Origin of the sequence: Sphingobium baderi (assembly GCF_001456115.1) — a bacterium.
Lineage (GTDB): Bacteria > Pseudomonadota > Alphaproteobacteria > Sphingomonadales > Sphingomonadaceae > Sphingobium > Sphingobium baderi_A.
This window is the reverse complement of the sequence record NZ_CP013264.1, coordinates 247,630-271,319: the sequence shown is the minus strand read 5'-3', so window position 1 is coordinate 271,319 and position 23,690 is coordinate 247,630. Positions and strand designations below refer to the sequence as shown.

Sequence of the window (23,690 nt, the reverse complement as noted above, 5' to 3'; positions counted from 1 at the left end):
CTTAAGTCATGGCGAAACTGAGTTCGATCAACAAGAACGAGCGCCGCAAGAAGCTGGTGAAGAAATATGCCGGCCGCTATGCGAAGCTCAAGGCGATCGCGAATGATACGACCGCTGATGACAGCGATCGTCTGATCGCGCGTCTGAAGATGGCGGAAATCCCCCGCAACGGCAATCCGACCCGCGTGCGTAACCGCTGCGAACTGACGGGCCGTCCCCGGGCTTATTACCGCAAATTCCGTCTCTGCCGCGTGCAGCTTCGTGATCTGGCCAACAAGGGCCTGATCCCCGGCGTCACCAAGTCGAGCTGGTAAGGATCATTTGAGATGGCATTGACCGATCCCCTGGGTGATATGCTCACCCGCATCCGCAACGGGCAGCAGGCGAAGAAGGACAGTGTTGTGTCCCCCGCCTCGAAGCTCCGTGCCCGCGTGCTCGACGTGCTTCAGCGCGAAGGCTATATCCGTGGCTATTCCGAAGAAGCTCTCGGCAAGCACCCCGGCCTGCGGATCGAACTGAAATATTTCGAGGGCCAGCCGGCGATCAAGCATGTCGCCCGCGTGTCCAAGCCTGGCCGCCGCGTCTATTCGGGTTCCAAGGAACTGCCGATCGTGCGCAATGGCCTGGGCATCACCATTGTCTCAACGCCCCGTGGCGTTCTGTCCGACGCCGAAGCGCGTGAGCAGAATGTCGGCGGCGAAGTGCTGGCGGAGGTGTTCTGATGAGCCGCATCGGTAAAAAGCCGGTCGCGATCCCCGCAGGGGTGACTGCGACCATCGAGGGCGGGCAGCTCTCGGTAAAGGGTCCGAAGGGCACCCTCGCCATGCCGCTGCGTGAAGAGATCAGCTACACGCTCGAAAATGACGGCATTTCCGTGCAGCCTGCGAACAAGACCAAAGCAGCGCGGGCCTTCTGGGGCATGCAACGCACGCTGGTGCAGAACCTGATCACCGGCGTGACGGAGGGCTTCTCCAAGAAGCTGCTGATCACCGGTGTCGGCTACCGCGCCAACGCGCAGGGCAAAAACCTGAAGCTGCAGCTTGGCTATAGCCATGATGTTGATTTCCCGGTGCCCGAGGGCATTGAGATCAAGACCCCGGATAACACCACGGTCGAGATCAGCGGTATCGACAAGCAGAAGGTCGGCCAGGTGGCTGCCGAGATCCGTCGCTGGCGTAAGCCTGAACCCTATAAGGGCAAGGGCATCAAATATGACGGCGAGTTCATCTTCCGCAAGGAAGGGAAGAAGAAGTAAGATGGCAAAGCTTTCCCTCTTCGAGCGGCGTCGCCGCCGCGTTCGCACCGCCCTCAAGGCGGTATCGGGGGCCAAACCCCGTCTCAGCGTCCATCGTTCGGGCCGGCACATCTATGCCCAGGTCATTGACGACGCGCAGGGCCGCACCGTTGCTGCCGCTTCGACCCTGGAAAAGGATGTTCGCGGCAAGACCGGTGCGAACGCCGAAGCCGCGGCCGAAGTCGGCAAGCGCGTTGCGGCTGCCGCGACCGCCGCTGGCGTCACCCAGGTCGTGTTCGACCGCGGTGGCTTCCTGTTCCATGGCCGCGTCAAGGCGCTGGCCGATGCCGCCCGCGAAGGCGGGCTGGAGTTCTGATCATGGCTGACGAAAACACCAATGAAGTCGTCGCGCCCGTCGAGGGCGTCGAGGCTGCACCGACCGAAGGTCGCGGCCCCGGCCGTGGCCGTGGCCGTGGCGGCGATCGCAACCGTGGCGAACGCGGCGGCCGTGGACGCCGCGACGACCGTCGCGGCAACCGCGACGAGGAGCAGGGCGAAGAGCTGATCGAGAAGCTGGTTCACATCAACCGTGTCTCCAAGACCGTGAAGGGCGGCAAGCGCTTCGGTTTCGCGGCTCTGGTCGTCGTCGGCGACGGCAAGGGCCGTGCGGGCTTTGGCCATGGCAAGGCGCGCGAAGTGCCCGAAGCCATCAGCAAGGCGACCGCCTCGGCCAAGAAGGCGATGGTCCGCATTCCGCTCAAGGAAGGCCGCACCCTGCACCATGATGGCCTCGGCCATTTCGGCGCGGGCAAGGTGACCGTCCGTTCTGCACCCGCCGGTACGGGCATCATCGCCGGTGGTCCGATGCGCGCCGTGTTCGAAAGCCTGGGCGTCGCGGACGTCGTGACCAAGTCCAACGGCACGTCGAACCCCTATAACATGATCCGTGCGACCTTCGAGGCGCTGGGCGAACAGACCAGCCCCAAGTCGGTGGCGCAGCGTCGTGGCAAGAAGGTCGCGGACCTTCTGCGTCGCGGTGGCGCCTCGGCCGAAGTCGCGCAGGCTGACGCCGAAGCGATTGCGGAGTAATCGATATGGCCCAAGAGAAAAAGACCATCAAGATCAAGCAGATCGGTTCGCCGATCCGCCGTCCCGCAGACCAGAAGAAGATTCTGATCGGCCTGGGCCTTGGCAAGATGCATCGCGTGGTGGAGCTGGAAGACACGGCGGAAGTCCGCGGTGCGATCAAGAAGCTGCCCCACATGGTGGAAGTGGTCGAAGGCTAAGCCTTCCGATCCGAAGAAATAGGACGGGAGAGGGGGAAACCCCTCTTTCGTTTTTTCGGCGGTTGCGCTAACGGCGCGGCCTCATTGGTCCCTTGGGGACAGCGCGAACATAGCGAAAGCGAGTGCACGATATGAAGCTCAACGAAATCAACGATAATGCCGGTGCCCGCAAGGGCCGGATGCGCGTCGGCCGTGGTATCGGCTCGGGCAAGGGCAAGACCGCCGGTCGCGGCCAGAAGGGCGCGAAGGCACGCTCGGGCGTCAGCATCAACGGCTTCGAGGGTGGCCAGATGCCGCTCCACATGCGGATACCGAAGCGCGGCTTCAACAACATCTTCGCCAAGGATTACGCGATCGTGAACTTGGGCGCGGTGCAGAAGGCGATCGACGCTGGTAAGCTTGACGCGAAGGCCACCATCGATCAGGCCGCGCTGAAGGCTGCGAGCCTCGCCCGTGGCGGCAAGGACGGCATCCGTCTGCTGGGCAAGGGCGAACTGACCGCCAAGGTCAGCTTCCTGGTCGCTGGTGCGTCGAAGGGCGCGATCGAAGCGGTCGAGAAGGCCGGTGGCAAGGTCGAAGTGATCGAGCTGGTGTCTGCCGCCGAAAAGGCGAAGGCCAAGAAAGGCACCGCCAAGGCCGCAAAGAAGGCCTGAGGCGCAGCCAAGACTTGCAAGCACGGCCCCGCTGCCCGATATGGGTCGGCGGGGCTATGCGTATCGGGGGAAGGCCATTCGTCGCGGATGGACAACTCCCCGTTCGACAGGGCGCTTCCCTCCCGCTAAGGGGTTAGCGATTCCGGCCCGAATTTTCCGTTTCGGGCAAGAATGATTTGAAGGGCAGCCACGATGGCATCGAGAGCCGACCAGCTCGCATCCAATCTCAGCCTGGCGAAGTTCAGCCAGGCAACCGACCTCAAGAAGCGCCTGTGGTTCACGCTGGGCGCGCTGATCGTCTTCCGTTTTCTGAGCTTTGTGCCGTTGCCGGGTGTGGATCCGACTGCGCTGTCGCAGCTTTACAGCCAGACGAGCGGCGGCATTCTCGACATCTTCAACACCTTTTCGGGTGGCAGCCTCTCGCGCATGAGCCTCATTGCGCTCGGCGTCATGCCTTATATCACCGCGTCCATCGTGGTGCAGCTCGGCGCGTCCCTCTCGCCCAAACTGGCGGCGATCAAGAAGGAAGGCGAAAGCGGTCGCAAGAAGCTCAACCAATATACCCGTTACGGCACGGTCGGCCTGACCGCCGTGCAGGGCTATTTCATCGCCGTTGGCCTTGAAAGCTTCGGCGCGCAATCGGGCGTGCAGGCGGTGGTCGATCCAGGGATGCTGTTCCGCGTCGCGGCGGTGGTCTCGCTGATCGGCGGCACCATGTTCCTGATGTGGCTGGGCGAGCAGATCACGTCGCGCGGCATCGGCAACGGCGTATCGCTCATCATCATGGCGGGCATCGTCGCCCAGCTTCCGGTGACGCTGGGCAATCTCTTCAAGTCCGGCCGCGAAGGGTCGATTTCCGGCCTGCTCATCATGCTCATCATCGTGCTGGCGCTGGGTCTGGTCCTGTTGATCTGCTACATGGAACGCGCGCAGCGCCGGGTGTTGATCCAATATCCCAAGCGTCAGACGCGGCAGGGCATCATGCAGGCGGATCGCAGCCATTTGCCGCTCAAGGTCAATACCGCGGGCGTCATTCCGCCGATCTTCGCGTCCTCGCTGTTGCTGCTCCCGCTCACCATCTCGCAGTTCGCGGGGCAGACGGTGGCCGGCGAAAGCAGGCTGGGTGATTTCGTGCTGACGCTGAACCAGTATCTGGCGCATGGCAGCCCGGTCTATATGGCGCTCTATGGCCTGGGCATCGTCTTTTTCTGTTTCTTCTACACCGCCGTGGTGTTCAATCCGGAAGAGACGGCGGACAATCTCAAGCGCAATGGCGGTTTCATTCCCGGCATTCGTCCGGGCAAGAATACCGAAAATTATCTGGATTATGTGCTGACGCGGATCACCGTGATCGGCGCGGCCTATCTGGCCTTCATCTGCCTGGTGCCGGAATTCGCGATCGCGCGGGCGGGCATCCCCTTCTATCTGGGGGGCACGAGCCTGCTGATCGTGGTCAATGTGACAGTCGACACGGTCACCCAGATCCAAAGCCATCTGCTCGCCCATCAATATGGTGACCTCATCAAGAAGGCGAAGCTGAAAGGCCGGATGCGCTGAGGGGCGCGCAGGCATAAGCGCAAGACAAGGGGAGAATGCGCGCAATGAATATCATTCTGCTCGGCCCTCCGGGCGCCGGTAAGGGCACGCAGGCCAGCCGTCTGGTGGAAGATCGGGGCATGGTCCAGCTCTCCACGGGCGACATGCTGCGCGCTGCGGTCAAGGCGGGTACGCCCGTCGGCCTCAAGGCGAAGGCCGTGATGGAAGCGGGTGAACTGGTGTCCGATGAAATCGTGTCGGGCATCATCGGCGAAGCGCTCGATGCGTTGCCTGCGGAAACCGGTGTGATCTTCGACGGCTATCCCCGTACGGAGGCGCAGGCCCATTCGCTCGACACCATCCTGGCCGAGCGTAATCGCATGCTCGACCATGTGATCGAACTGGACGTGGACGAAGATGCGCTGGTGGAGCGTATCACCGGCCGTTTCACCTGCGCCACCTGCGGCGCGGGCTATCATGACAGCTTCAAGAAGCCGAAGATCGAAGGCGAGTGCGACAAGTGCCACGGCCATGAGTTCAAGCGCCGGCCGGACGACAATGAAGAAACCGTCCGCACCCGCATGGCCGAATATCGCGCCAAGACCGCGCCGATCCTGCCGATCTATGAAGCGCGCGGCATTGTGTCGCGCGTTGACGGCATGGCGGACATGGACGATGTGACGGCTGCCATCGCTGCTATCTTGGACGGCAGCGCCGCCTGAATTATCTTCCCCTCTCCTTACGCAGGGGAGGGGTTCCATGCCCAAATGGCTCACGCTCTTGCTGGCGGGTTGTTCCTTTGCCGCCGGGCCCGCGCGATCCGAAGTGGCTGCTGCCAGCGACATTGGCTTTACCACGCGCAGCAGTGTGGACATCGCCGCGGATGCGGACAGCGCCTATGCGGTTTTGTTATAGCCCGCCCGCCGGTGGAGCAGCGAGCACTGTTATAGCGGCGATGCCGCGCACATGCAGCTTGGACCTCGCGCGGACGGCTGCTTCTGCGAAACGATGCCGGGCCGCGACGGCAGGCCCGCAGGCAGCGTCAAACATGCCCGCATCCTCTATATTGCGCCGGGGCGGCAATTGCGGCTTCCCGGCGCGCTGGGCCGCTCCAGTCCGAGGCGGTGACGGCTATTCTGGATTCACGATCGCGCCTGCGGAACGCGGCGTGCATGTCACGCTATCCTATCATGTCGGCGGTTATTGGCAGGGTGGACCTCGCACCATTGCACCCATGGTCGCCAAAGTGCTGGCCGAACAACTCGCAGCGTTCAAACAAGCGGCGGAACGGCCTGCGCCCGCAGGATCAGCCATCGTTCGTTGAAACTGGTTAATGGAAAAGAAGGTTAAGGCGCGCCGTTAACCTCGATATTAACGGATTCGTTGCTGTTATATTGCTATGGGCGGACATGGCTCGGCCTTCCTCCCCGCGCACTCGGCTTACGGAGCTGGACGCCCTGCGCGGGATCGGGGCGCTGTGCGTGCTCATTTTCCATTATTCCACGCGCTTTCAGGAATTGTTCCCGCAGGCGCAGCATGTGCCGTTCAGCTTCCCCGGCGGCAACTATCGTGTGCTGCTGTTTTTCTGCATTTCGGGGTTTGCGATCTTCTTCACGCTCGATCGGATACGCAATGTGCCCGATTTCGTGATCAATCGCGTGGCGCGGCTATATCCGGCCTATCTGGTGGCCATGATGTTGACGCTGTCGATCGAATATCTGGCGCAGGCGACGCAGCTTCTGATCGGGCCTGCCGCGATTCTCGCCAATTTCACGATGCTCCAGGGCTTCGCTTTCCTGCCGGAAGTGGACGGCGCCTACTGGACGCTGACGGTGGAGATTGCCTTCTACTTCTGCATGATCTCGATCTGGAAATGGATCGGCATCCGGCGGCTGGAGCCGGTGCTGGCCGCATGGCTGGTCCTGCGCTGGCTGTTCCATGTCTGGCCCGACATGCCCGAACGGATCATTATGCTGTTCGTATTGCGCTATACACCCTTCTTCGTGATCGGGATGCTGGCCTATCGCATATGGGCGGGGCAACGGACGTGGAAGCAGCAGACGCCCTATGCCGCCCTTGCCCTGTTGTCGGTGGCGACGATGGAGACATGGGACGTGACGCTGGTGGCGATCGTTCTCCTTCTTGCCTTCTCCGCACTGATCGTCGGGCGGCTGCGCTTCATCGCGCTGCGCCCGCTCGTCTGGATGGGGGGGATCAGCTATTCCTTCTACCTCATCCACCAGCATGTCGGCTTCGTCGTGATGCTCCGCATGGCGGATGCGGGTTATAGTCCGTGGATCGGGTTTGCCACGGCCTTTCTGGTGGCGCTGTTTCTAGGCACGGCGATCAATCGTCTGGTGGAAAGGCCTGCCGGGGAAGCGATTCTTCGCTGGTGGCGCCGCCGCTCTCGCGCCGCCATCCCCGAAGCCGCAGCCAGCCAGGCATAGAAAAAGGGCGCCGCCGGGTGTCCGGCCGCGCCCTTTCCATGCCATGCGCTGTGCTTACTGCGCCTGCGGAGCCGCTGCCGCCGCGTTCGCGGGCAGGCCGCCAAGCTGCGTTACCAGCTTGGTATAGGCGTCCAGATAGGCGAGCACGATCACCTGGCCGATTTCGGTGTTCTGGTAACCGCCACCGCCAGCCGCGGCGAGACCACCCATCCAGCCGACGCCGCCACCGCCGCCGAAGCTGAGGTCCGACTTGCGGAAATAGCCTTCTGTCATCGCCTCTTCCTCGGTCGTGCGGGCGTTCACGATCGACAGCGTGACATTGGCTTCTTTCTTCTTGATGGAAATGCCGCCAGCCAGCGCGCCCAGCGTCCGGCCGCCCAGGAAACCGCCGACCAGGCCGCCCAGCGCATTGCCGCCGCTGTTGCTGTTGGTGGTGACGATGTCGGGCTGCAGGAAATAGTCCGCCGCCTTCACCTGACCCTTGCCGAGGTTGGAACCTGCCTGCAATTCACCCGAATCCGCCATGGCGCGTTCCATGTTGCGGCTGGCCATCGAACGGCCGCGATTGACCAGGCCGAAACAGCCCGATTGCTGCACGAACAGCTTGATGATCGCTTCCGGGCTGCCCAGGCTCAGTTCACGCCACCACTGGTTGTCCGGCTCGACGATGGCCACCGTGCCCAGCCGCTTGGTGCAGCGGGGGATTTCCATCTGCTTCTTGGCCTGTGCCTGACGGGCCGACGAACCCTTGTCGGCGGCCATCGCGGGCGAAGCCGCCATCGCCAGACCGGCGGCGGCCGCCAGGAATTTCGTGAAACGCTGCATTGTCGAAAACCCCCAAAAAAGTTGCAGAATATCCCATGTGATGACGCGCAACCCGATCTTTACATGGCGTTCTATCACAACCATTTGCCGGTTCAAGCGGACGGCGCTGTCCCGATTGCGATTATGCCATGCCCAAGACTGGCTGACAGCCCATGAAATGGCTGCTATCGGCCCGCTCCATGACCGATCTTTCGCATATCCGCAACTTCTCGATCATCGCCCATATCGACCATGGCAAGTCGACGCTGGCCGATCGCCTGATTCAGCGCACCGGGGGGCTGACCGACCGGGAAATGTCGGCGCAGGTGCTCGACAATATGGATATCGAGAAGGAGCGCGGCATCACCATCAAGGCGCAGACCGTGCGCCTCGATTACACCGCGCGCAATGGCGAGAAATATGAGCTCAATCTCATGGACACGCCGGGTCATGTCGACTTCGCCTATGAAGTGAGCCGCTCGCTCGCCGCCTGCGAAGGGGCGCTGCTGGTGGTGGACGCCGCGCAGGGCGTGGAGGCGCAGACGCTCGCCAACGTCTATCAGTCGATCGAGCATGACCATGAAATCGTGCCTGTCATCAACAAGATCGACCTGCCCGCAGCCGAGCCGGAAAAGGTGAAGGCGGAGATCGAGGAAGTGATCGGCCTCGACGCGTCCGAAGCCGTCCTCGCCTCCGCCAAGTCCGGCATCGGCATCGACGACATCCTCGAAGCCGTGGTCGCGAAGATCCCCGCGCCCAAGGGCGACCGTGATGCGCCGTTGGAAGCGATGCTGGTCGATAGCTGGTATGATCCTTATCTGGGCGTCGTCATCCTCGTGCGCGTGATGAACGGGGTCATCAAAAAGGGGCAGCAGATCAAGTTCATGATCGGCGAAACCGAACATCTGATCGACCGTGTCGGCTGTTTCCGCCCCAAGATCGAACAGCTTGCGGAGCTGGGGCCGGGCGAAATCGGCTTCATCACCGCCCAGATCAAGGACATCAGCCAGACCCGCGTCGGCGACACCATCACCACGGTGAAGAACCCCGCGAAGGAACCGTTGCCGGGCTTCAAGGAAGTGCAGCCGGTGGTGTTCTGCGGCCTCTTCCCGGTCGATGCGAACGACTTCGAAAAGCTGCGCGATTCGATCAGCAAGCTGCGCCTCAACGATGCCAGCTTCTCCTTCGAGATGGAAACGTCCGCCGCGCTGGGCTTCGGCTTCCGCTGCGGTTTTCTGGGCCTCCTGCACCTGGAGATCATTCAGGAGCGCCTGACCCGCGAATATGACCTCGACCTCATCACCACCGCGCCTTCGGTGGTCTATGACATCCATATGAACGACGGCACGACCCGGCATTTGCACAACCCCGCCGACATGCCGGACGCCAATCATATCGACTTTATCGAGGAGCCGTGGATCGAGGCGGTGATCTACTGCCCCGACGAATATCTGGGGTCGATCCTCAAGCTTTGTCAGGACCGGCGGGGCATCCAGAAGAACCTCACCTATGTCGGCGGCCGCGCGCAGGTGACCTATGAACTGCCGCTCAACGAAGTCGTATTCGACTTTTACGACCGCCTGAAGTCGATCAGCCGCGGCTATGCGAGCTTCGACTATCACCAGATCGGCACGCGGGAAGGCGATCTCGTCAAGATGGGCATCCTCGTCAACAACGAGCCGGTCGATGCGCTCAGCATGATCGTGCACCGGGGCACTGCCGAGTCGCGCGGGCGCGGCATGTGCGAACGGCTGAAGGATCTCATCCCCCGCCATCTGTTCAAGATCCCGATTCAGGCGGCGATCGGCGGCAAGGTGATCGCGCGCGAGACGATCGCGGCGATGCGTAAGGACGTGACCGCCAAATGCTATGGCGGCGACATCACCCGCAAGAAAAAGCTATTGGAGAAGCAGAAAGAGGGCAAGAAGCGGATGCGCGAATATGGCTCCGTCCAGATTCCGCAGGAAGCCTTTATCGCCGCGCTCCGCATGGGCGACGAAAGCTAGAGACCGGCCCTACACATTGGCGTGCGCGCACCAGTTATAGGGTTGGGGCGCCCATGGCTGGGCTACGCCCTTGGCGATCATGATCTGTCCGATGGACACGCCGTCGCGCATCAGGATGCGCGCGGTCGGGTTGGAATCGGTGGGATCGGGCAGCGATTCGAACGCCCCGCCGTTAAGGATGCCGATAAAGGTGCGCGTCGCCTTGCCCGCCAGTTGCGCCTCCACGTCGCAGGCGGGAAACTCGCCGTCGGGCGTGCGGATATCGGACAGGTGGTAGGTCGTGTTGCCATAGGAAAACTCCCGCGGCGACACCACGCAGGCGGCCGCGCGCGCCGCGCCGCTGCAGGCATTGAATGTCGTGTTGATGACGATTCCGCCAAGGTTCCCGCCATGCTTCGATTCGGGCTGCGACCACAGCAATTGCGGTCCGATCGCGAGGATCGCGGCCGCGCCGCCCAGCAGCGCCAGAATCAGCGCCGTCAGTGGAAATCCGCTCTGCCGCTTTTCCTGGCCCGCTTCATGCAGGTTGAAGTGGCCAGCCTTGCGGTCGTCTATGTCGTACAAGCCGTATGCCATGATCCTTGCCTTTCACGCGGACAGTTTAGAATCAGGATGAAAAAATCCGGTTAACGCGCCGGTCGCGCCTGCTTGACGCCGGGGCGCGCCCCATGCGAAGTCGGCGCGGACCCGAGGAGCGAGCGATGAGCGAAACATGGCTGTATGACGAACATCCCGCGATGTTCCGGGCGCATCCCTTCCTCTTCCTGCTGCTGCTGATTTCGGTGGTTGGCATCCTCGCCATCGGCGTGTGGTGGGTGATGAACAAGGGCGAGCGGCTGGCGCTCAGCGAACGTGAAGTGCTGATGGAACGCGGCCTGCTGGCCAAGCAACGCACCGAAATCGCGCTGTCCAGCATCCGCAGCGTGCGGATTACCCAAAGCTTCGGCCAGCGCCTCTTCGATGTTGGCAATGTCGAATTGTTCAGCGCGGGCGACGTAGCGGAAATCGCGATCAAGTCCATGCCGCGCCCCGGCCGCATCCGCGCCATCGCGGCCTCGCGCAATCTCGATCTGCTGCCCCAGCGTTAAGGGACGCGCGCAAACCACTTGACTTGCGGCTATTTATTACAACGATAAGGCATCAAGGGGCCACAAGAGTTCTCACAGGCAGGAGGACGCTGCGAAGGAACCGCCGCTCCGCATCAGGCGGACGGCGTTGCCAGGGAGCGTCGTGCATGGCCTTGCGTGTGATGCCTTCACTACCGGATCTGACGGCGGAGGAACGCGCCGTCGTCCGTCAGGCCTGCGGTTTCGCCTGCGTCCGCTGCGGCGTTACCATCTATCGCTATCTGGGATTACCGGAAGGGCGCGGCGCGACGCTGATGTGCCCGACCTGCCACGGCCTGGTGGAAGAAGGGCGGCTGACACCCGCGCAGGTCCAGAATTTCCACGCCAATCCGGTGGTGCGGCAGCGCCATTTCGCCCGCGACCGCCTGCCTTTTTCCAGCGATCTGCCGCATCTCGTCATCGGCGGGTCGCGCTTGCTCCGGGATACGCCCATTCCAATCACGGTGGAAGGGGAGCCGATCCTGATCTTCGCGCCGCCGCGCCGCAGCAATGGCGCCACCCGGATCAGCGTGCGGATGGGCGCGCCCGATGGCGCGCCGGTGCAGGTGGTGGACGGTAATGAATGGCTACCGACCGACGGCAGCTGGCACTTCATCCTGCGCGGCGACCGATACAGCATCATGGCGGCGCGTGGCGACGGCCTTGCGATCCTGCGTATCATCTCCCGCAATCGCATCGCGGTGGAGCATCTACGCACCACCATTCGCGGTCGCCGTCTGGAAGTGACGCCGGACTGGCTCGAAATCGACGGCCAACGCCATGTCGGCCGTGTATCCAGCAGCACGCTGATTGGGCTGGAATGCTGATTCGAGCACCCAGATGTCCAGACCGGACCGCGTCTACGTGCTCGCCCCGCTTCAGCCGCAGCGGGCCGAACCGATCACCATCTTCTCGTCATAGATCACGGTCAGCCGGTCGGGCCGGAAGTCCATCGTCATCGCCGTATTGGGCCCACCCCAACGCAGCGTTTTCGCGCCCGACGCCGCCAGCATCTGCGCGCCGAGGTCCGCCGTCGCGGTCTGACCCACGAAACCGGCGACGGGATCGTTACGGCACGGTCCTTCAGCCACGGGGGGCGGATTCGCCGGTCCTTCGCCGCCCGCGCCCGCACAGGCCGCCAACGGCAGCAGCATCGCCATCATCGCGAAACGCATCCTATCTCTCCTCTTCCGTGCGCGTCATCTTGAGCCGGCCATTATTCACCGCGAAGGCCAGCCGCCCTTCGACCAGATCGACCGCGTCCCGCCCGAACTGATCGTAACGCCAGCCTTCCAGGATCGACAGCCCGTCGCGCACGCCCGCCGCCAGCGCGTCGATATCGTCGGATCGTGCGATCAGGCGGGAGGCGACATTGATATCCCGCGACCGGATCTTGAGCAGCAGCTTGAGCAGATCGGCAACCAGCGCCCCGTCCTTGCCCAGTCCCGGACGGCGCGGCTCGCGATCGGGCATCTCGTCACGCGGCAGAGGTTGCGAAGCCGCCAGCGCCGCCATCAGTCGTCCGCCAATATCATTGCTCTTCCACGTCGCGGACAGCCCGCGCACCTTGCCCAGGTCCTCCTGGCTGCGGGGCGGATGGCTGGCGATGTCGGCCAGCGTCTCGTCCTTGACGATGCGGCCGCGCGGCAGGTTCTTGTCCTGCGCCTCCAGTTCGCGCCATGCCGCCAGCGCCTTCAGCCGCCCCAGAACATCGGCCTTGCGGCTGGCGATGCGGACGCGCTGCCACGCTTCCTGCGGATCGTTGCGGTAGTTTTCAGGGTCGCACACCCGCTCCATCTCCTGATCCAGCCAGCCGCCGCGCCCGGTCTTGCGTAGTTCCTCCAGCATCATGGGGAAAATCTGGATCAGATAGGTGACGTCGCCAATGGCATAGTCGATCTGCCGCTTGTCCAGCGGCCGCCGCGCCCAGTCGGTGAAGCGCGCGCCCTTGTCGAGTTGCACCCCCAGCCATGCGTCGACCAGATTGCCATAACCGATCTGTTCGCCAAGGCCGAGCGCCATCGCCGCGATCTGCGTGTCGAACAGCGGATGGGGCGTCTTGCCGGTCAGGTTGTAGATGATCTCCAGATCCTGCCCGCCCGCGTGGAAGACCTTCAGCACATCCTCATTGTCGACCATCAGGTCGAGCAAGGGGGACAGGTCCAGTCCCGGCGCCTTCGGGTCGATGGCGGCGGCTTCATGCGGGTCGGCCACCTGCACCAGGCACAGGTCCGGCCAATAGCTGTTTTCCCGCATGAACTCGGTATCTATCGCGATATAGGGGGATTTGGCGATGCGGGCGCAAAATTCGGCGAGTGTCTTGCTGTCGGTAATCAGCGGATGGATTTGCATATGGTCTTCGATCTTATTATGGGCAGGCCCGCGCCCCGGCGGGCTGGTCGTTGTTCGACAAACCTGCTCTTAGCGGGGCCGCAACAATTTGTCATTTCCGTAAAACGCAGTGGGAAGAAACAGACGCCATGCACGCCTATCGCACTCATAAATGCGGCGAACTGACTGCCGCCAACGTCGGTGAGACGGTCCGCGTCTCCGGCTGGGTGCATCGCAAGCGCGATCATGGCGATCTCGTGTTCATCGACCTGCGCGACCATTATGGCATGGTGCAGATCGTCACCGAGGTGGACGGCCCCGTCTTTCAGGTAATCGAGAGCTTGCGCGCCGAAAGCGTCGTGACGGTGACGGGCCGCGTCGTCGCCCGCGCCGCCGAAGCGGTGAATCCGAACCTGCCGACCGGCGCGATCGAAATCCGCGCCGACGATGCCCTTGTCCTCTCCGCCGCCGCCGACCTGCCGCTTCCGGTTGCGGGCGAGCAGGAATATCCCGAAGATATTCGCCTGCGCTACCGCTTCCTCGACCTGAGGCGTGAGACGCTGCATGCGAACATCGTCAAGCGCACGAAGATCATCTCCGACATGCGCCGCCGCATGGAGGATGCGGGTTTCACCGAATATTCGACGCCGATCCTGACCGCGTCCAGCCCCGAAGGCGCGCGCGATTTCCTCGTCCCCAGCCGCATCCATGCAGGCAAATTCTATGCCCTGCCGCAGGCGCCGCAGCAATATAAGCAGCTTTTGATGGTCGCGGGCTTCGACCGTTATTTCCAGATCGCGCCCTGCTTCCGCGACGAAGACCCGCGCGCTGACCGTCTGCCGGGCGAATTCTACCAGCTCGACCTGGAAATGAGCTTCGTCACGCAGGAAGATGTGTGGAACACCATGGAGCCGGTGATCGCGCAAGTGTTTGAGCGTTTCGCCGATGGCAAGCCCGTGACCCCGGCGGGCAGCTTCCCGCGCATCCCCCATGCCGAAGCCATGCTGAAATATGGCAGCGACAAGCCGGACCTGCGTAATCCCATCCTCATCACCGACGTCACCGAGCATTTCCACGGTTCGGGTTTCGGCATCTTCGCCAGCCTCGTGGAAAGCGGCAGCGTGATCCGCGCGATCCCGGCCCCCGGCGCGGGCGCGGGTAGCCGCAAATTCTTCGACGACATGAACAACTGGGCGCGGGGCGAGGGCTATTCGGGCCTTGGCTATATCAACATCAAGGACGGCGTCCCCGGCGGCCCCATCGCCAAGAATCATGGCGAGGAAGCGACTGCGAAGCTCATCGCCGCGCTGGGCCTTGGCCCCAATGACGGCGTGTTCTTCGCGGCGGGCAAGGAATCGCAGGCGGCGAAGCTCGCGGGTCTTGCGCGCATCCGCGTGGGGGAACAGCTCGACCTCATCGACAAGGATCGCTTTGAGCTGTGCTGGATCGTCGACTTCCCCTTCTACGAATATGACGAGGACGAGAAGAAGATCGACTTCGCCCACAACCCCTTCTCCATGCCGCAAGGCGGGCTGGATGCGCTGAACGGGCAGGATCCGCTCACCATCAACGCCTATCAATATGACATGGTCTGCAACGGGTTCGAGATCGCGTCCGGTTCGATCCGCAACCAGTCGCCCGAAGCGATGGTGAAGGCGTTCGAACTGGTCGGCCTGTCCCAGCAGGATGTGGAGGATCGCTTCGGCGGCCTCTACCGCGCCTTCCAATATGGCGCGCCGCCCCATGGCGGCATGGCGGCGGGCGTGGATCGCATCGTGATGCTGCTCTGCGGCGCGCAGAACCTGCGGGAGATCACGCTGTTCCCGATGAACCAGCGCGCCGAAGACCTGCTCATGAGTGCGCCCAGCCCGGCGGAACTCAAGCAGCTTCGCGAACTTCACATCCGCGTCGTGGAGCCGCAGGCCAAGGCCTGACCAGACGCCTTCCGCGCAGGCTTGTCGAAGCCCTGTTCTTCTCTACAAGAAGGACAGGGCTTTGTTTTTGCAGGCTCGAAGGGAGGATGACGCATGGCCATCGACCTCAAGGACTATGAGAATAGTCCGAAGTTCACCGGCGATTATGACGCGGCGCTGGCCGACCTTCAGCATCGCCTCGCGAAGATTCAGGTCGCCCATGTCATCCACGACCGACGCAGCGTCATCCTGCTGGAAGGATGGGATGCGGCGGGCAAGGGCGGCATCATCAAGCGCATGGCCGCTGATTGGGATCCCCGCTATTATCAGGTCCACCCGATCGCTGCGCCCAATGAAGAGGAGCGCGATCATCATTTCCTCTGGCGTTTCTGGACGCGCCTGCCCGCCGGACGCAACATCGCGATTTTCGACCGAAGCTGGTATGGCCGGGTGCTGGTGGAGCGGGTGGAAGGCTTCTGTTCGAAAAAGGAGTGGAAGCGCGCTTATGACGACATCAACGCCTTCGAACGGCAGCAGACCGACGCCGGCAGCCACATCCTGAAACTGTTCGTCCACATCACCCAGGAAACGCAGGACAAGCAGCTCGCCGAACGGCTCGACACGCCATGGAAACGGTGGAAAACCGGCGCGGACGATTATCGTAACCGCGCCCGCCGCGCCGATTATCTTGACGCCATGCACGACATGTTCGCTAGGACCGACACGAAACATGCGCCTTGGCAAGTCATCGACAATAACCACCGCAAGACCGGCCGCATCGCTGCGCTCACCTATATCGCGGAGACGCTGGAAAAGCTGGTGCCGATGGATTTCCCGGAAGCCGACCCCGCCGTGGTCAAGCTTGCGCGCGAGGCTTTCGGCTATAAACCGTCGAATAAAATAACATGAAAACAGTATCTTGTAACAAAACTGTCATCAAATCCTAACGCCTCATTTACCACTGCGCCGCTAAAAGGCGCGCATGTTCGCGCCCTCACTTTCCGATGCCCTGCCGGCGCACGCGCCCTCATCGCTTCCTGTCGAGCATGGCGTGGCGATCCGGCTTGGCCGCCCGCTCAGCGAAGCGGTTGATCGCTTTCAGGACAATCCCGCGCTTCGCCTGCTTCCCGTGCTGGATGGGTAGGATCGTCCGGCGGGCGCCATTTATGAGCGGGACATGCGCCGCATCCTGTTCAATCCTTTCGGCCATGCGTTGCTTCGCAATCCCAGTTTCGGTGGGCGGCTGGACGATCATGTCCAGCCCTGCGCCTGCATCGACCGCGCCGCCAGCGTGGAGGCGCTGGTCGATCTCTATGCCGCGCAGGGACAAGGGTGCGAAGGGCTGATCCTGACGGAAGGCGGGCGCTATGCCGGGACGCTCGGCGGTCCGCTGCTGCTGCGTCTCGCGGCGGAGCGGGATGCGCGGCTTGCCCTGGCGCGGGTGGAACGGCTGGAGCGGGTGACACGCGAAAGCGCCACGTTCCGCGCCGATATCGAACAGTTGATCGCCGATATGGTCGGCATGGCGGACAAGCTTTCCGCGCTCGCGACCGAAGCGGCGGAGCGGGCCGCCCATAATGGGCAGTCTTCCGCCGGCATGGCCGTCGCGGCGGCGCAGACCGCCGACAATCTTGCGGGCATCGCCGCTTCCGGCAGGGATCTGGCCCAGCTTTTCCAGTCCATGGAGGATGAAGTGCGCCGGGCGGGCGCCGCCATCCGCATGGCGGTGGAGCAAGCGCGTCTTGGTTCGGCCCAGAGCCGGATGCTCAGCGCGCAGGCGGACGGCATTGGCGAAGTCACCGCCCTGATCGACAGCATCGCGCGGGCCATCGGCATGTTGGCGCTGAACGCGTCGATAGAAGCCGCGCGGGCGGGGGAGGCGGGGCACGGCTTTGCCGTCGTCGCGCGCGAAGTGAAACTGCTGGCCGGGCAAACCCGCGACGCGGCGGCGGAGATTGCCGGGCGGATCGGCGCAATCCGCGGGACCGCCGCGCAAGTGGCGGAAGGTCACGCTCATATGGACGCGGCGATCGCGACGGCGGACCGCATTTCCGCCTCCGTCTTTCAGGCCGTCGCCCGCCACGGAGCGTTCAGCCGCGACATGGCCGCCAGCGTCGAGGAAGCAGGCGGCTCCAGCGATCATATCCGTCAGAGCGCCCGCCACATCAGCGACAATGCAGCAGCAGCGGTTGATGGCGCCGACACCATGCGCCGCACCGCCCATCAACTGGCGGACGAGGCCCACCGCCTCGACGCCCGCGCCAACGCCTTCCTTACCGCCATCCGCGCGGCGTAAGGGGCAAGGCGTTACGGCAGGCTGGCATTTGCGGGAGGAACAGGGTCACTCGCATCGGCGGGGGACACGATGATCACGACGCGGCGATTTTCCCGGCGGCCGCTAGCCAGATGATTGCTCTCCACGGGGACGCGTGCGCCCATGCCGACGACGCGCATGGCCTGCCGCGCCATGCCGCCGACCACCAGCGCGTCAGCGACGGCCTGCGCGCGCCGTGCCGACAGCGCCTCGTTATAGCTGGCCGATCCGGTCGAATCGGTATGTCCCTCCACTCTCGCGCCGTGAATGTCGACCGCGACCAACACTCGGGAAATGCGGCTTATGGCCGCTTGCTGTTCCGGGATCAGCGTGCTTTCGTCGGTCCCGAACAACAGGCGGTCGGCCATGCCGAATTGCCAGTCGTCACCGGCCGGTTCGAACCCCTGCTGCTGGAGCGTGGCGACCTGCTGCGGCGTGAAGCCGGCCTGCTGCGGTTGCGGCTGAACGGTCTGGCAGGCCGCCAGCGCAAACAGCGGCAGCAGGAGGGAGAGGGGATGGCGCATCATGCTTGTCTCGCGTCTGTCAGTCATGGGTTCCGGTCCGGCTGGCCTTGGCTGCATACATCGCCGCATCGGCGTGCCGCAGCAGATCGCGGGCGTCGGCGCTGTCGTCGGGATAGAGGGCGCTGCCGACGCTCAGCGATACGACGATGCTCTCGCCGCTGGGCAGCATGATCGGCTGCTCCATGCCCGCAAGCAGGCGGTGGGTAAGGATGGCCACATCCTCCCGCTTGATGTCCGGCGCCAGGATCAGCGCGAATTCGTCGCCGCCCAGCCGGAAAGCCTGATCGCCCGGCCGCAACACGGCGCGCAGCCGCGCGGCGATCACGATCAGCATCGCGTCGCCCGCATCGTGGCCGTGCCGGTCGTTGACCTGCTTGAAGCGGTTCACGTCGATATAGACGGCGGCAAAGGCGCCGCCATCGGCATCGGCCCGCGCCATGATGCCGGGCAGGACCTGCTCGAACATCACGCGGTTGCCCAGGCCCGTCAGCGCGTCGCGGGTAGCCTGCTTCTCCAGCATCCGGTTTTCGGACAGCAGGCCCGCATGCCAGTCATCCAGCTCATCCAGCAATGCGTTGAAGTCGCGGCCTAGTCGATCGATCTCCAATATGTCGGATGGGGGCACGCGCCGGTCGAACTGGCGGTCGGCGCGCACGGCATGGGCGACCTCCGCGATGCGCGCCAGCGGTGCAGTGACATCCTGCTGCAACCGCCGCGCCAGCATCTGCGTGGCTAAGACGGTCAGGATGAGGCAGGTGAGCCCCGCCAGCAGCGCCGCAAGAATATAGCGGCCCAGCCCTCCGGCGTCGCCGGACACGCGGACATGGGCGATGACATCCTGGCCCCGCCGGATGGTGGCCAGCGCGGGCGATGGCGCGAGCAGGCCGCCGCCCCTCGCGATCGCTGCCATCATGCCGCCATCGGGTCGTCGCCAGTCCACCAGCAGGCGGCCCCGGACGTCGCGGACTTCGACGGCGCGCACGCTTTCCGATGCGGCGACCGTAGCGATTCCGTCGCGCGCGGCCTGCATGTCATCAAAGACGAGCGCCGGTTCGACCGTATAGGCGACCGTCTGCGCGATCAGGGACAGGTTGCGCTCGGCATAGCCGCGAATGACCACGACCCCGGTGATGAGCAATGTCGCGCCAGCCATCAGCACGGCAAAGAGGATCAGGCGCATATGCACGCGCGCGAGCACTGTGCGAAGCGTCGGCATGGCGGGATCAGACGGAGCGGTCATGGCTCAATATCTCCCTTTCGACATGCGTAGCACGCGCGGGTCGATCCGCACCGCGGAACGCGAAACCGCATCGATGTTGAGCCGGAAGGAAAGGGTTTGCGGCGCGAAGATCAGGCAGAACATCGCACCGCTCCGGCAATCGGGATCGTCCTCAGCGATGGTCACGACGGGCTTGCCGCGCATGTCGCCGATCAGGCGGCCCAGCGGAACGGGAGCGAGTTGCCCGATATAGAGCGCGTCGCAGAGATTTCGCGCCGGATCGGCCGGACCGGACAGGGTGGACAGGTCGATTTTCGCTTCATTGGGCAGGTGGACCTCGTTCAGCCGGCCGGCATGGCGGGGGGCGCCTGCGACGCACAATCGGATGACGGGGTGTTCGGTCGGCCAGCGCGTATATTCCAATATGGCGCTGACCACGCGCGCCGCGCCCGAAGTCATGGAGTCCGTTCCACTGCCGACCGGCATCGCCACGGGCTGGAATGCCGAAACCGCCGAGACGGCGGCTGACGGCATCAGCAACAGGCAGAAGAACGACAGATGACGCAAAGCTGTTTACCCTCGGCTGTCCGCGGGCGTCCTCATAGTTGCCCTGCATGAAAAATACAGCATAAATGCTTGATACAGGATAAGTCAGGAAACGCGGCTATCTGCCCGGGCAGGCGATCGCAGGCGTCGCGCCTCCTATTCGGGATAGGCAATCGCCATCACCTCATATTCCTTCTCACCGGCGGGCAGCATCACCCGGCGCAGGTCGCCCACCGCCGCCCCGCGCAGCGCCCGCGCGATAGGCGTGCCCCAGCCGATTCGTCCCGCGCTCGCATCCGCTTCGTCATTGCCGACGATGGTGACGGTGCGGCGCTTGTCATCCTCGTCCGCGATGGTGACGGTCGCGCCGAAATAGACGCGGCCCTTGTCCGGTTGCGTCTTGGGGTCGACGACCTTGGCATCCTTCATCTTCCGCGACAGGCGGCGAAGCTGCCCGTCGATTTCCCGCATCCGCTTGCGGCCATAAAGATAGTCGCCATTTTCGCTGCGGTCGCCATTGCCCGCGGCCCAGCTGACCACTTCCACCACCTGCGGCCGCTCGACGCCCAGCAAATGGTCATATTCCGCCCGCAGCTTGGCAAAGCCTTCGGGCGAGATGTAGTTGGGATGCGCGGTCATGCCCGCCTCTTACCGCAGCTTCAGCCCGGTGTCTGCTTCCCCAGATAGCGGCTCAGCACCGCCGGACTTCCCCGGAAGCGCGCCCGTTCCGGGTTCATCGCTTCATAGACGACGGCATTTTCCAGCACCCGCTGGACGTAATTCTTCGTCTCGTAGATCGGGATATTCTCGATCCAGCGCAGCCAATCGCCGCCCGGCAGACGCGGATCGCCATTGGCCGCCAGCCATTTGTTCACATTGCCCGGCCCGGCATTGTAAGCCGCCACCGCCAGCGGATAGCTGCCGCCATAATAGCTCATCATCCGCTCGAAATAAGAAGAGCCCAGCATGATGTTATAGCTGGTGTCGGTGGTCAGCGATCCGGGATTGTAACCCATCCCCAGCTTTCCCGCCTGCTCCCGCGCGGTGCCGGGCATGAGCTGCATCAGCCCGCGCGCTCCGGCATGGCTGATGGCGGCGCGGTCGAACTGGCTTTCCTGCCGCGCTATGGCGTGCACCATGGTCCAGTTGGACTGGGCCGATGGCGGCACCGGCACGCGGGGGAAAGCGCTCTCGCCATAGCCGGTCAGGCCGCTGGATACCGCGCGGCGCCCCACCATCACGCCCATGTCCGGGCGGCCGATGCTCTTGGCGAGTTCGGCAGCCAGATAATGATCGCTGTCGCTATCGGCATTATTGGCGATGGCGCGGGCGAATTTGCTCTGATCCTCCCAATAGCCCATCGCGCCCAGCGCCCGCACGGCGCGCACGACCGAACGGTTGTTGAACGCGGCCCGGTCGGCGGCGGAGATCTCCACCGGCCTTTCATAGGCGGCAGGCGCCGGGATAGGACGGCTCAGCCGCTCCAGCGAAAGCTGCCCGTAAAACTGGTCGGGGAAGACTGCTGCCTGCTGGAAATAGCTGTTGGCCGCTGCCGTGTCTCCCGCTGCCAGCGCGGCCCGCCCGGCCCAATAATAGCCCTTGGACTGGGTCTGCGGCGATTTGGCGGCGGTGGCGTAGCGGCGGAACATGCCCACCGCATCGGTGGGCCGGTTGAGGTTATAGAAAGCCGTGGTCCCCGCCAGCCAGGCAAGGCTGGTATAATCGTCCCGCTCGCCGATCGGACGGCCGCTGACGTCCGTGCCCGGCGCATAGGCGTCGTCGATCTTGCTGGCGATGCCCCATGCGAAGCTCCACTGGCTGTCATTCGCTGAAGCGCGGGCCTGGTTCAGCAGCACCTCGTAAAATTTCTCGGCATTGCCGGGCCGGAAGGACAGGGTGGCGCGATTGGCCAGATATTGCCGCGCCGCGACCCAGTTGCCGGTGTCGCGCAGCCACATCGCCTTGTCCGCGACGAAGCCCGCATCGGTCGCGCCCAGCGCTTCGGCCGCCTGCATCTTCATCGCCGCGTCGGGCGCTTTCTGGCGGAAGGCGATCCGCGCCGCATAGACCGGACGGCGGGCGGGCGAGACATAGGCCAGCATCCGCGTCGCGCCCATCACGTCATTGCCCCACAGCAGGACGTCTGCGCGCTGGTCGTGATCGGCGGCGGTGAAGCTCGACCCGAACAGCGACAGGAGCCGCATTTCGTCCGTCGGCGCCAGCGATCCGCCGGTCCATGCGTTATGCGCGGCCGCCCGCGCTTCGTCCATACGGCCAAGCTGCATCAGCGCCAGCGCGTTGCGCGCGTGGCCGACCGCCGTGCGCGCCGGAAAGCGGGCGAAGAAGGCCGTTACCTGCCGGGGATCATAGCTGTCGGGATTGATCCCGGTTTCCGCCAGCCGCCGCATCCGGTCCTCCCCCGGCCAGCCGGGATTGGCCATGATGAAGCTGGCATAGGTGGAAAAGCCCAGGCCGTCGCTCTGCTGCAGGGCGCGCCACTGGCTGATGGCGCCATTGACCGAGGAATCGGACGAAACGCCCACCCGGCTGCTGACCTGATTCCACTGGCTTGCGCTGCTGGTCGTGCTGCCCTGGCCCGGAATGGGCTGAACGACCGCGCTGGGCGGAAAGTTGGGATTGGACGAAGCCGGGGCATCCACCTGCGCGCTGGCGCTGGCGGTGACGAGCAAAAGGGCAATCAAAGGCATAGGAACCATTAAACCATCTGGGCAAAGGGGCGAACGCATTATGGACATAATCGCAATTGCATCCTTATCAGGCCCTGAATGACGCGCTATAGCGCGCGGTTCAAGCAAACAATGCCCCGGAAGCCCGGAGAATTGAAGGAGTAAAAACATGTTTTCCGGGTCCATACCGGCTCTTGTGACGCCCTTTCGCGACGGGGCGATTGACGAGACGGCCTTCCGCGCCCTCGTCGATTGGCAGATCGCGGAGGGCAGCGGCGGTCTTGTCCCCTGCGGCACCACCGGGGAAAGCTCGACCATGACGGTGGCGGAACATAATCGCGTGATCGCGATCTGCGTCGATCAGGTGGCGGGCCGGGTGCCGGTGATCGCGGGCTGCGGATCGAACGACACGCGCATCGCCCTTGAACATATGTTCGCCGCTCAGGCGGCGGGCGCCGACGCCGCGCTGGTCGTCGCCCCATATTACAACAAGCCGAATCAGGAAGGCGTCTATCGCCATTTCGCGTATCTGGCGGAACGCTGCGACCTGCCGATCGTGCTTTACAATGTGCCCGGTCGTACCATCACCGATATCGGCGTGCCGGTGATCCACCGGCTGGCGCAGGATTATCGCACCATAGTGGGGATCAAGGACGCTACCGGGAATCTGGGGCGTGTCACCGCGCAGCGCCTCGCCTGCGGGCCGGACTTCTGCCAGCTATCGGGTAATGACGAAACTGCGCTTGCCTTCAATGCATCGGGTGGACGGGGATGCATCTCCGTCACCGCGAACGTCGCGCCGCGCCTGTGCGCTGAATTTCAGGCGGCCTGCGCGCGCGCGGACTGGACCGGCGCGCTGGCGCTGCATGACCGGCTTTATCCGCTGCACGACGCGCTGTTCAGCGATTCTTCACCTGGGCCTGTCAAATATGCGCTCACGCGTGTCCGGCCCGACATGCCCGGCGACGTCCGCCTGCCGATCACCTGGCCGTCGGAATCGAGCCGTGCAGCCGTCGACCGGGCGCTGGAGATCGCCGGTCTGGTTTAATGGGCCTGCGACCCCATATGTGGACCCTCTTGGTTA

Annotated in this window: 29 protein-coding genes; 20 read left to right on the top strand and 9 right to left on the bottom strand. The window is 63.8% G+C overall.

Features of this window, described 5'->3' with window-relative positions:
- Positions 1-8 precede the first annotated feature (8 nt).
- The 12 genes from rpsN (at position 9) to ATN00_RS01380 (ending at position 7,156) form a co-directional block, all read left to right on the top strand.
- Complete coding sequence (gene rpsN, locus ATN00_RS01430) at positions 9-314, top strand: 30S ribosomal protein S14 (RefSeq protein ID WP_007686564.1); 306 nt, start codon at positions 9-11, stop codon at positions 312-314.
- Positions 315-326: 12 nt separating this feature from the next.
- Positions 327-722 (top strand): 30S ribosomal protein S8, encoded by a 396-nt coding sequence (rpsH, locus tag ATN00_RS01425; RefSeq protein ID WP_062061165.1) that lies wholly within the window; start codon positions 327-329, stop codon positions 720-722.
- On the top strand, positions 722-1,255 hold the full coding sequence (gene rplF / locus ATN00_RS01420; protein ID WP_062061158.1) for a 50S ribosomal protein L6: 534 nt from the start codon (positions 722-724) through the stop codon (positions 1,253-1,255). Before rpsH ends, rplF begins: the two co-directional genes overlap by 1 nt.
- Before the next feature lies 1 nt (position 1,256).
- A complete protein-coding gene (gene rplR, locus ATN00_RS01415) occupies positions 1,257-1,610 on the top strand; it encodes a 50S ribosomal protein L18 (protein ID WP_062061154.1) in 354 nt (117 codons plus the stop codon).
- Positions 1,611-1,612: 2 nt separating this feature from the next.
- Positions 1,613-2,323, top strand: coding sequence for a 30S ribosomal protein S5 (gene rpsE / locus ATN00_RS01410; protein WP_082635052.1), 711 nt, complete (start codon positions 1,613-1,615; stop codon positions 2,321-2,323).
- Positions 2,324-2,328: 5 nt separating this feature from the next.
- Positions 2,329-2,520: a 50S ribosomal protein L30 gene (gene rpmD / locus ATN00_RS01405; protein WP_062061151.1), complete on the top strand. Its 192-nt coding sequence runs from the start codon at positions 2,329-2,331 to the stop codon at positions 2,518-2,520.
- Between the two features lie 131 nt (positions 2,521-2,651).
- Positions 2,652-3,173: a 50S ribosomal protein L15 gene (rplO, locus tag ATN00_RS01400; protein WP_062061148.1), complete on the top strand. Its 522-nt coding sequence runs from the start codon at positions 2,652-2,654 to the stop codon at positions 3,171-3,173.
- Positions 3,174-3,365: 192 nt separating this feature from the next.
- The gene (gene secY / locus ATN00_RS01395) at positions 3,366-4,730 is read left to right on the top strand and encodes a preprotein translocase subunit SecY (protein WP_062061145.1); all 1,365 of its coding nucleotides are present in this window, start codon (positions 3,366-3,368) and stop codon (positions 4,728-4,730) included.
- Positions 4,731-4,774: 44 nt separating this feature from the next.
- Entirely contained in the window at positions 4,775-5,431 is a 657-nt protein-coding gene (locus ATN00_RS01390; RefSeq protein ID WP_062061143.1) for an adenylate kinase, read from the top strand.
- 37 nt (positions 5,432-5,468) lie between these two features.
- The gene (locus tag ATN00_RS24280; protein WP_306812039.1) at positions 5,469-5,624 is read left to right on the top strand and encodes a hypothetical protein; all 156 of its coding nucleotides are present in this window, start codon (positions 5,469-5,471) and stop codon (positions 5,622-5,624) included.
- A gap of 133 nt (positions 5,625-5,757) precedes the next feature.
- On the top strand, positions 5,758-6,033 hold the full coding sequence (locus ATN00_RS24275; protein WP_306812038.1) for a hypothetical protein: 276 nt from the start codon (positions 5,758-5,760) through the stop codon (positions 6,031-6,033).
- A gap of 85 nt (positions 6,034-6,118) precedes the next feature.
- Entirely contained in the window at positions 6,119-7,156 is a 1,038-nt protein-coding gene (locus tag ATN00_RS01380) for an acyltransferase family protein (RefSeq protein WP_062061140.1), read from the top strand.
- Between the two features lie 54 nt (positions 7,157-7,210).
- On the opposite strand, the gene ATN00_RS01375 is transcribed toward ATN00_RS01380, so the two are convergent.
- On the bottom strand, positions 7,211-7,981 hold the full coding sequence (locus ATN00_RS01375; protein ID WP_062068264.1) for a CsgG/HfaB family protein: 771 nt from the start codon (positions 7,979-7,981) through the stop codon (positions 7,211-7,213).
- 179 nt (positions 7,982-8,160) lie between these two features.
- Between ATN00_RS01375 and lepA the strand changes: the two genes are divergently transcribed.
- Positions 8,161-9,966 (top strand): translation elongation factor 4, encoded by a 1,806-nt coding sequence (gene lepA / locus ATN00_RS01370; protein WP_062068262.1) that lies wholly within the window; start codon positions 8,161-8,163, stop codon positions 9,964-9,966.
- A 9-nt stretch (positions 9,967-9,975) separates the two neighbouring features.
- On the opposite strand, the gene ATN00_RS01365 is transcribed toward lepA, so the two are convergent.
- A complete protein-coding gene (locus ATN00_RS01365; RefSeq protein WP_062061137.1) occupies positions 9,976-10,542 on the bottom strand; it encodes a hypothetical protein in 567 nt (188 codons plus the stop codon).
- 125 nt (positions 10,543-10,667) lie between these two features.
- Here ATN00_RS01365 and ATN00_RS01360 point away from each other — a divergent pair, with 125 nt between their 5' ends.
- Both ATN00_RS01360 and ATN00_RS01355 read left to right on the top strand, forming a co-directional pair.
- The gene (locus ATN00_RS01360; protein WP_062061135.1) at positions 10,668-11,054 is read left to right on the top strand and encodes a PH domain-containing protein; all 387 of its coding nucleotides are present in this window, start codon (positions 10,668-10,670) and stop codon (positions 11,052-11,054) included.
- Between the two features lie 161 nt (positions 11,055-11,215).
- On the top strand, positions 11,216-11,899 hold the full coding sequence (locus ATN00_RS01355) for a hypothetical protein (protein ID WP_062068260.1): 684 nt from the start codon (positions 11,216-11,218) through the stop codon (positions 11,897-11,899).
- Positions 11,900-11,950: 51 nt separating this feature from the next.
- On the opposite strand, the gene ATN00_RS01350 is transcribed toward ATN00_RS01355, so the two are convergent.
- Together ATN00_RS01350 and rnd are read right to left on the bottom strand one after the other, a co-directional pair.
- Entirely contained in the window at positions 11,951-12,247 is a 297-nt protein-coding gene (locus tag ATN00_RS01350) for an I78 family peptidase inhibitor (RefSeq protein WP_082635051.1), read from the bottom strand.
- 1 nt (position 12,248) lies between these two features.
- Positions 12,249-13,424 carry a ribonuclease D gene (gene rnd, locus ATN00_RS01345; RefSeq protein ID WP_062061131.1) on the bottom strand — a complete coding sequence of 392 codons (1,176 nt, stop codon included), beginning with the start codon at positions 13,422-13,424 and terminating at the stop codon, positions 12,249-12,251.
- Positions 13,425-13,552: 128 nt separating this feature from the next.
- Between rnd and aspS the strand changes: the two genes are divergently transcribed.
- The 4 genes from aspS (at position 13,553) to ATN00_RS01330 (ending at position 17,612) form a co-directional block, all read left to right on the top strand.
- Positions 13,553-15,337, top strand: coding sequence for an aspartate--tRNA ligase (gene aspS / locus ATN00_RS01340; protein ID WP_062061127.1), 1,785 nt, complete (start codon positions 13,553-13,555; stop codon positions 15,335-15,337).
- Positions 15,338-15,430: 93 nt separating this feature from the next.
- The gene (locus tag ATN00_RS01335; protein WP_062061124.1) at positions 15,431-16,225 is read left to right on the top strand and encodes a polyphosphate kinase 2 family protein; all 795 of its coding nucleotides are present in this window, start codon (positions 15,431-15,433) and stop codon (positions 16,223-16,225) included.
- 73 nt (positions 16,226-16,298) lie between these two features.
- Positions 16,299-16,460 carry a hypothetical protein gene (locus ATN00_RS23865; RefSeq protein ID WP_231746355.1) on the top strand — a complete coding sequence of 54 codons (162 nt, stop codon included), beginning with the start codon at positions 16,299-16,301 and terminating at the stop codon, positions 16,458-16,460.
- Between the two features lie 33 nt (positions 16,461-16,493).
- A complete protein-coding gene (locus ATN00_RS01330) occupies positions 16,494-17,612 on the top strand; it encodes a methyl-accepting chemotaxis protein (RefSeq protein WP_231746354.1) in 1,119 nt (372 codons plus the stop codon).
- Positions 17,613-17,623: 11 nt separating this feature from the next.
- Here ATN00_RS01330 and yfiB read toward each other — a convergent pair whose 3' ends face one another.
- The 5 genes from yfiB to ATN00_RS01305 all read right to left on the bottom strand — a co-directional run bounded on the left by yfiB (position 17,624) and on the right by ATN00_RS01305 (position 22,627).
- The gene (yfiB, locus tag ATN00_RS01325; protein WP_269465288.1) at positions 17,624-18,181 is read right to left on the bottom strand and encodes an outer membrane lipoprotein YfiB; all 558 of its coding nucleotides are present in this window, start codon (positions 18,179-18,181) and stop codon (positions 17,624-17,626) included.
- A complete protein-coding gene (dgcN, locus tag ATN00_RS01320; RefSeq protein WP_062061119.1) occupies positions 18,174-19,394 on the bottom strand; it encodes a diguanylate cyclase DgcN/YfiN in 1,221 nt (406 codons plus the stop codon). The genes yfiB and dgcN overlap by 8 nt, the downstream gene beginning before the upstream one ends.
- A gap of 3 nt (positions 19,395-19,397) precedes the next feature.
- A complete protein-coding gene (gene yfiR / locus ATN00_RS01315; RefSeq protein ID WP_231746353.1) occupies positions 19,398-19,940 on the bottom strand; it encodes a regulatory sequestration protein YfiR in 543 nt (180 codons plus the stop codon).
- A gap of 135 nt (positions 19,941-20,075) precedes the next feature.
- Positions 20,076-20,558 carry a transcription elongation factor GreB gene (gene greB / locus ATN00_RS01310; protein ID WP_062061115.1) on the bottom strand — a complete coding sequence of 161 codons (483 nt, stop codon included), beginning with the start codon at positions 20,556-20,558 and terminating at the stop codon, positions 20,076-20,078.
- Between the two features lie 20 nt (positions 20,559-20,578).
- Positions 20,579-22,627, bottom strand: a complete 2,049-nt coding sequence (locus ATN00_RS01305) for a lytic transglycosylase domain-containing protein (protein WP_156415193.1) — start codon at positions 22,625-22,627, stop codon at positions 20,579-20,581.
- Positions 22,628-22,775: 148 nt separating this feature from the next.
- On the opposite strand from ATN00_RS01305, the gene dapA reads away from it, so the two are divergent.
- Positions 22,776-23,654: a 4-hydroxy-tetrahydrodipicolinate synthase gene (gene dapA, locus ATN00_RS01300; protein ID WP_062061110.1), complete on the top strand. Its 879-nt coding sequence runs from the start codon at positions 22,776-22,778 to the stop codon at positions 23,652-23,654.
- The last annotated feature ends 36 nt before the right edge of the window (positions 23,655-23,690 follow it).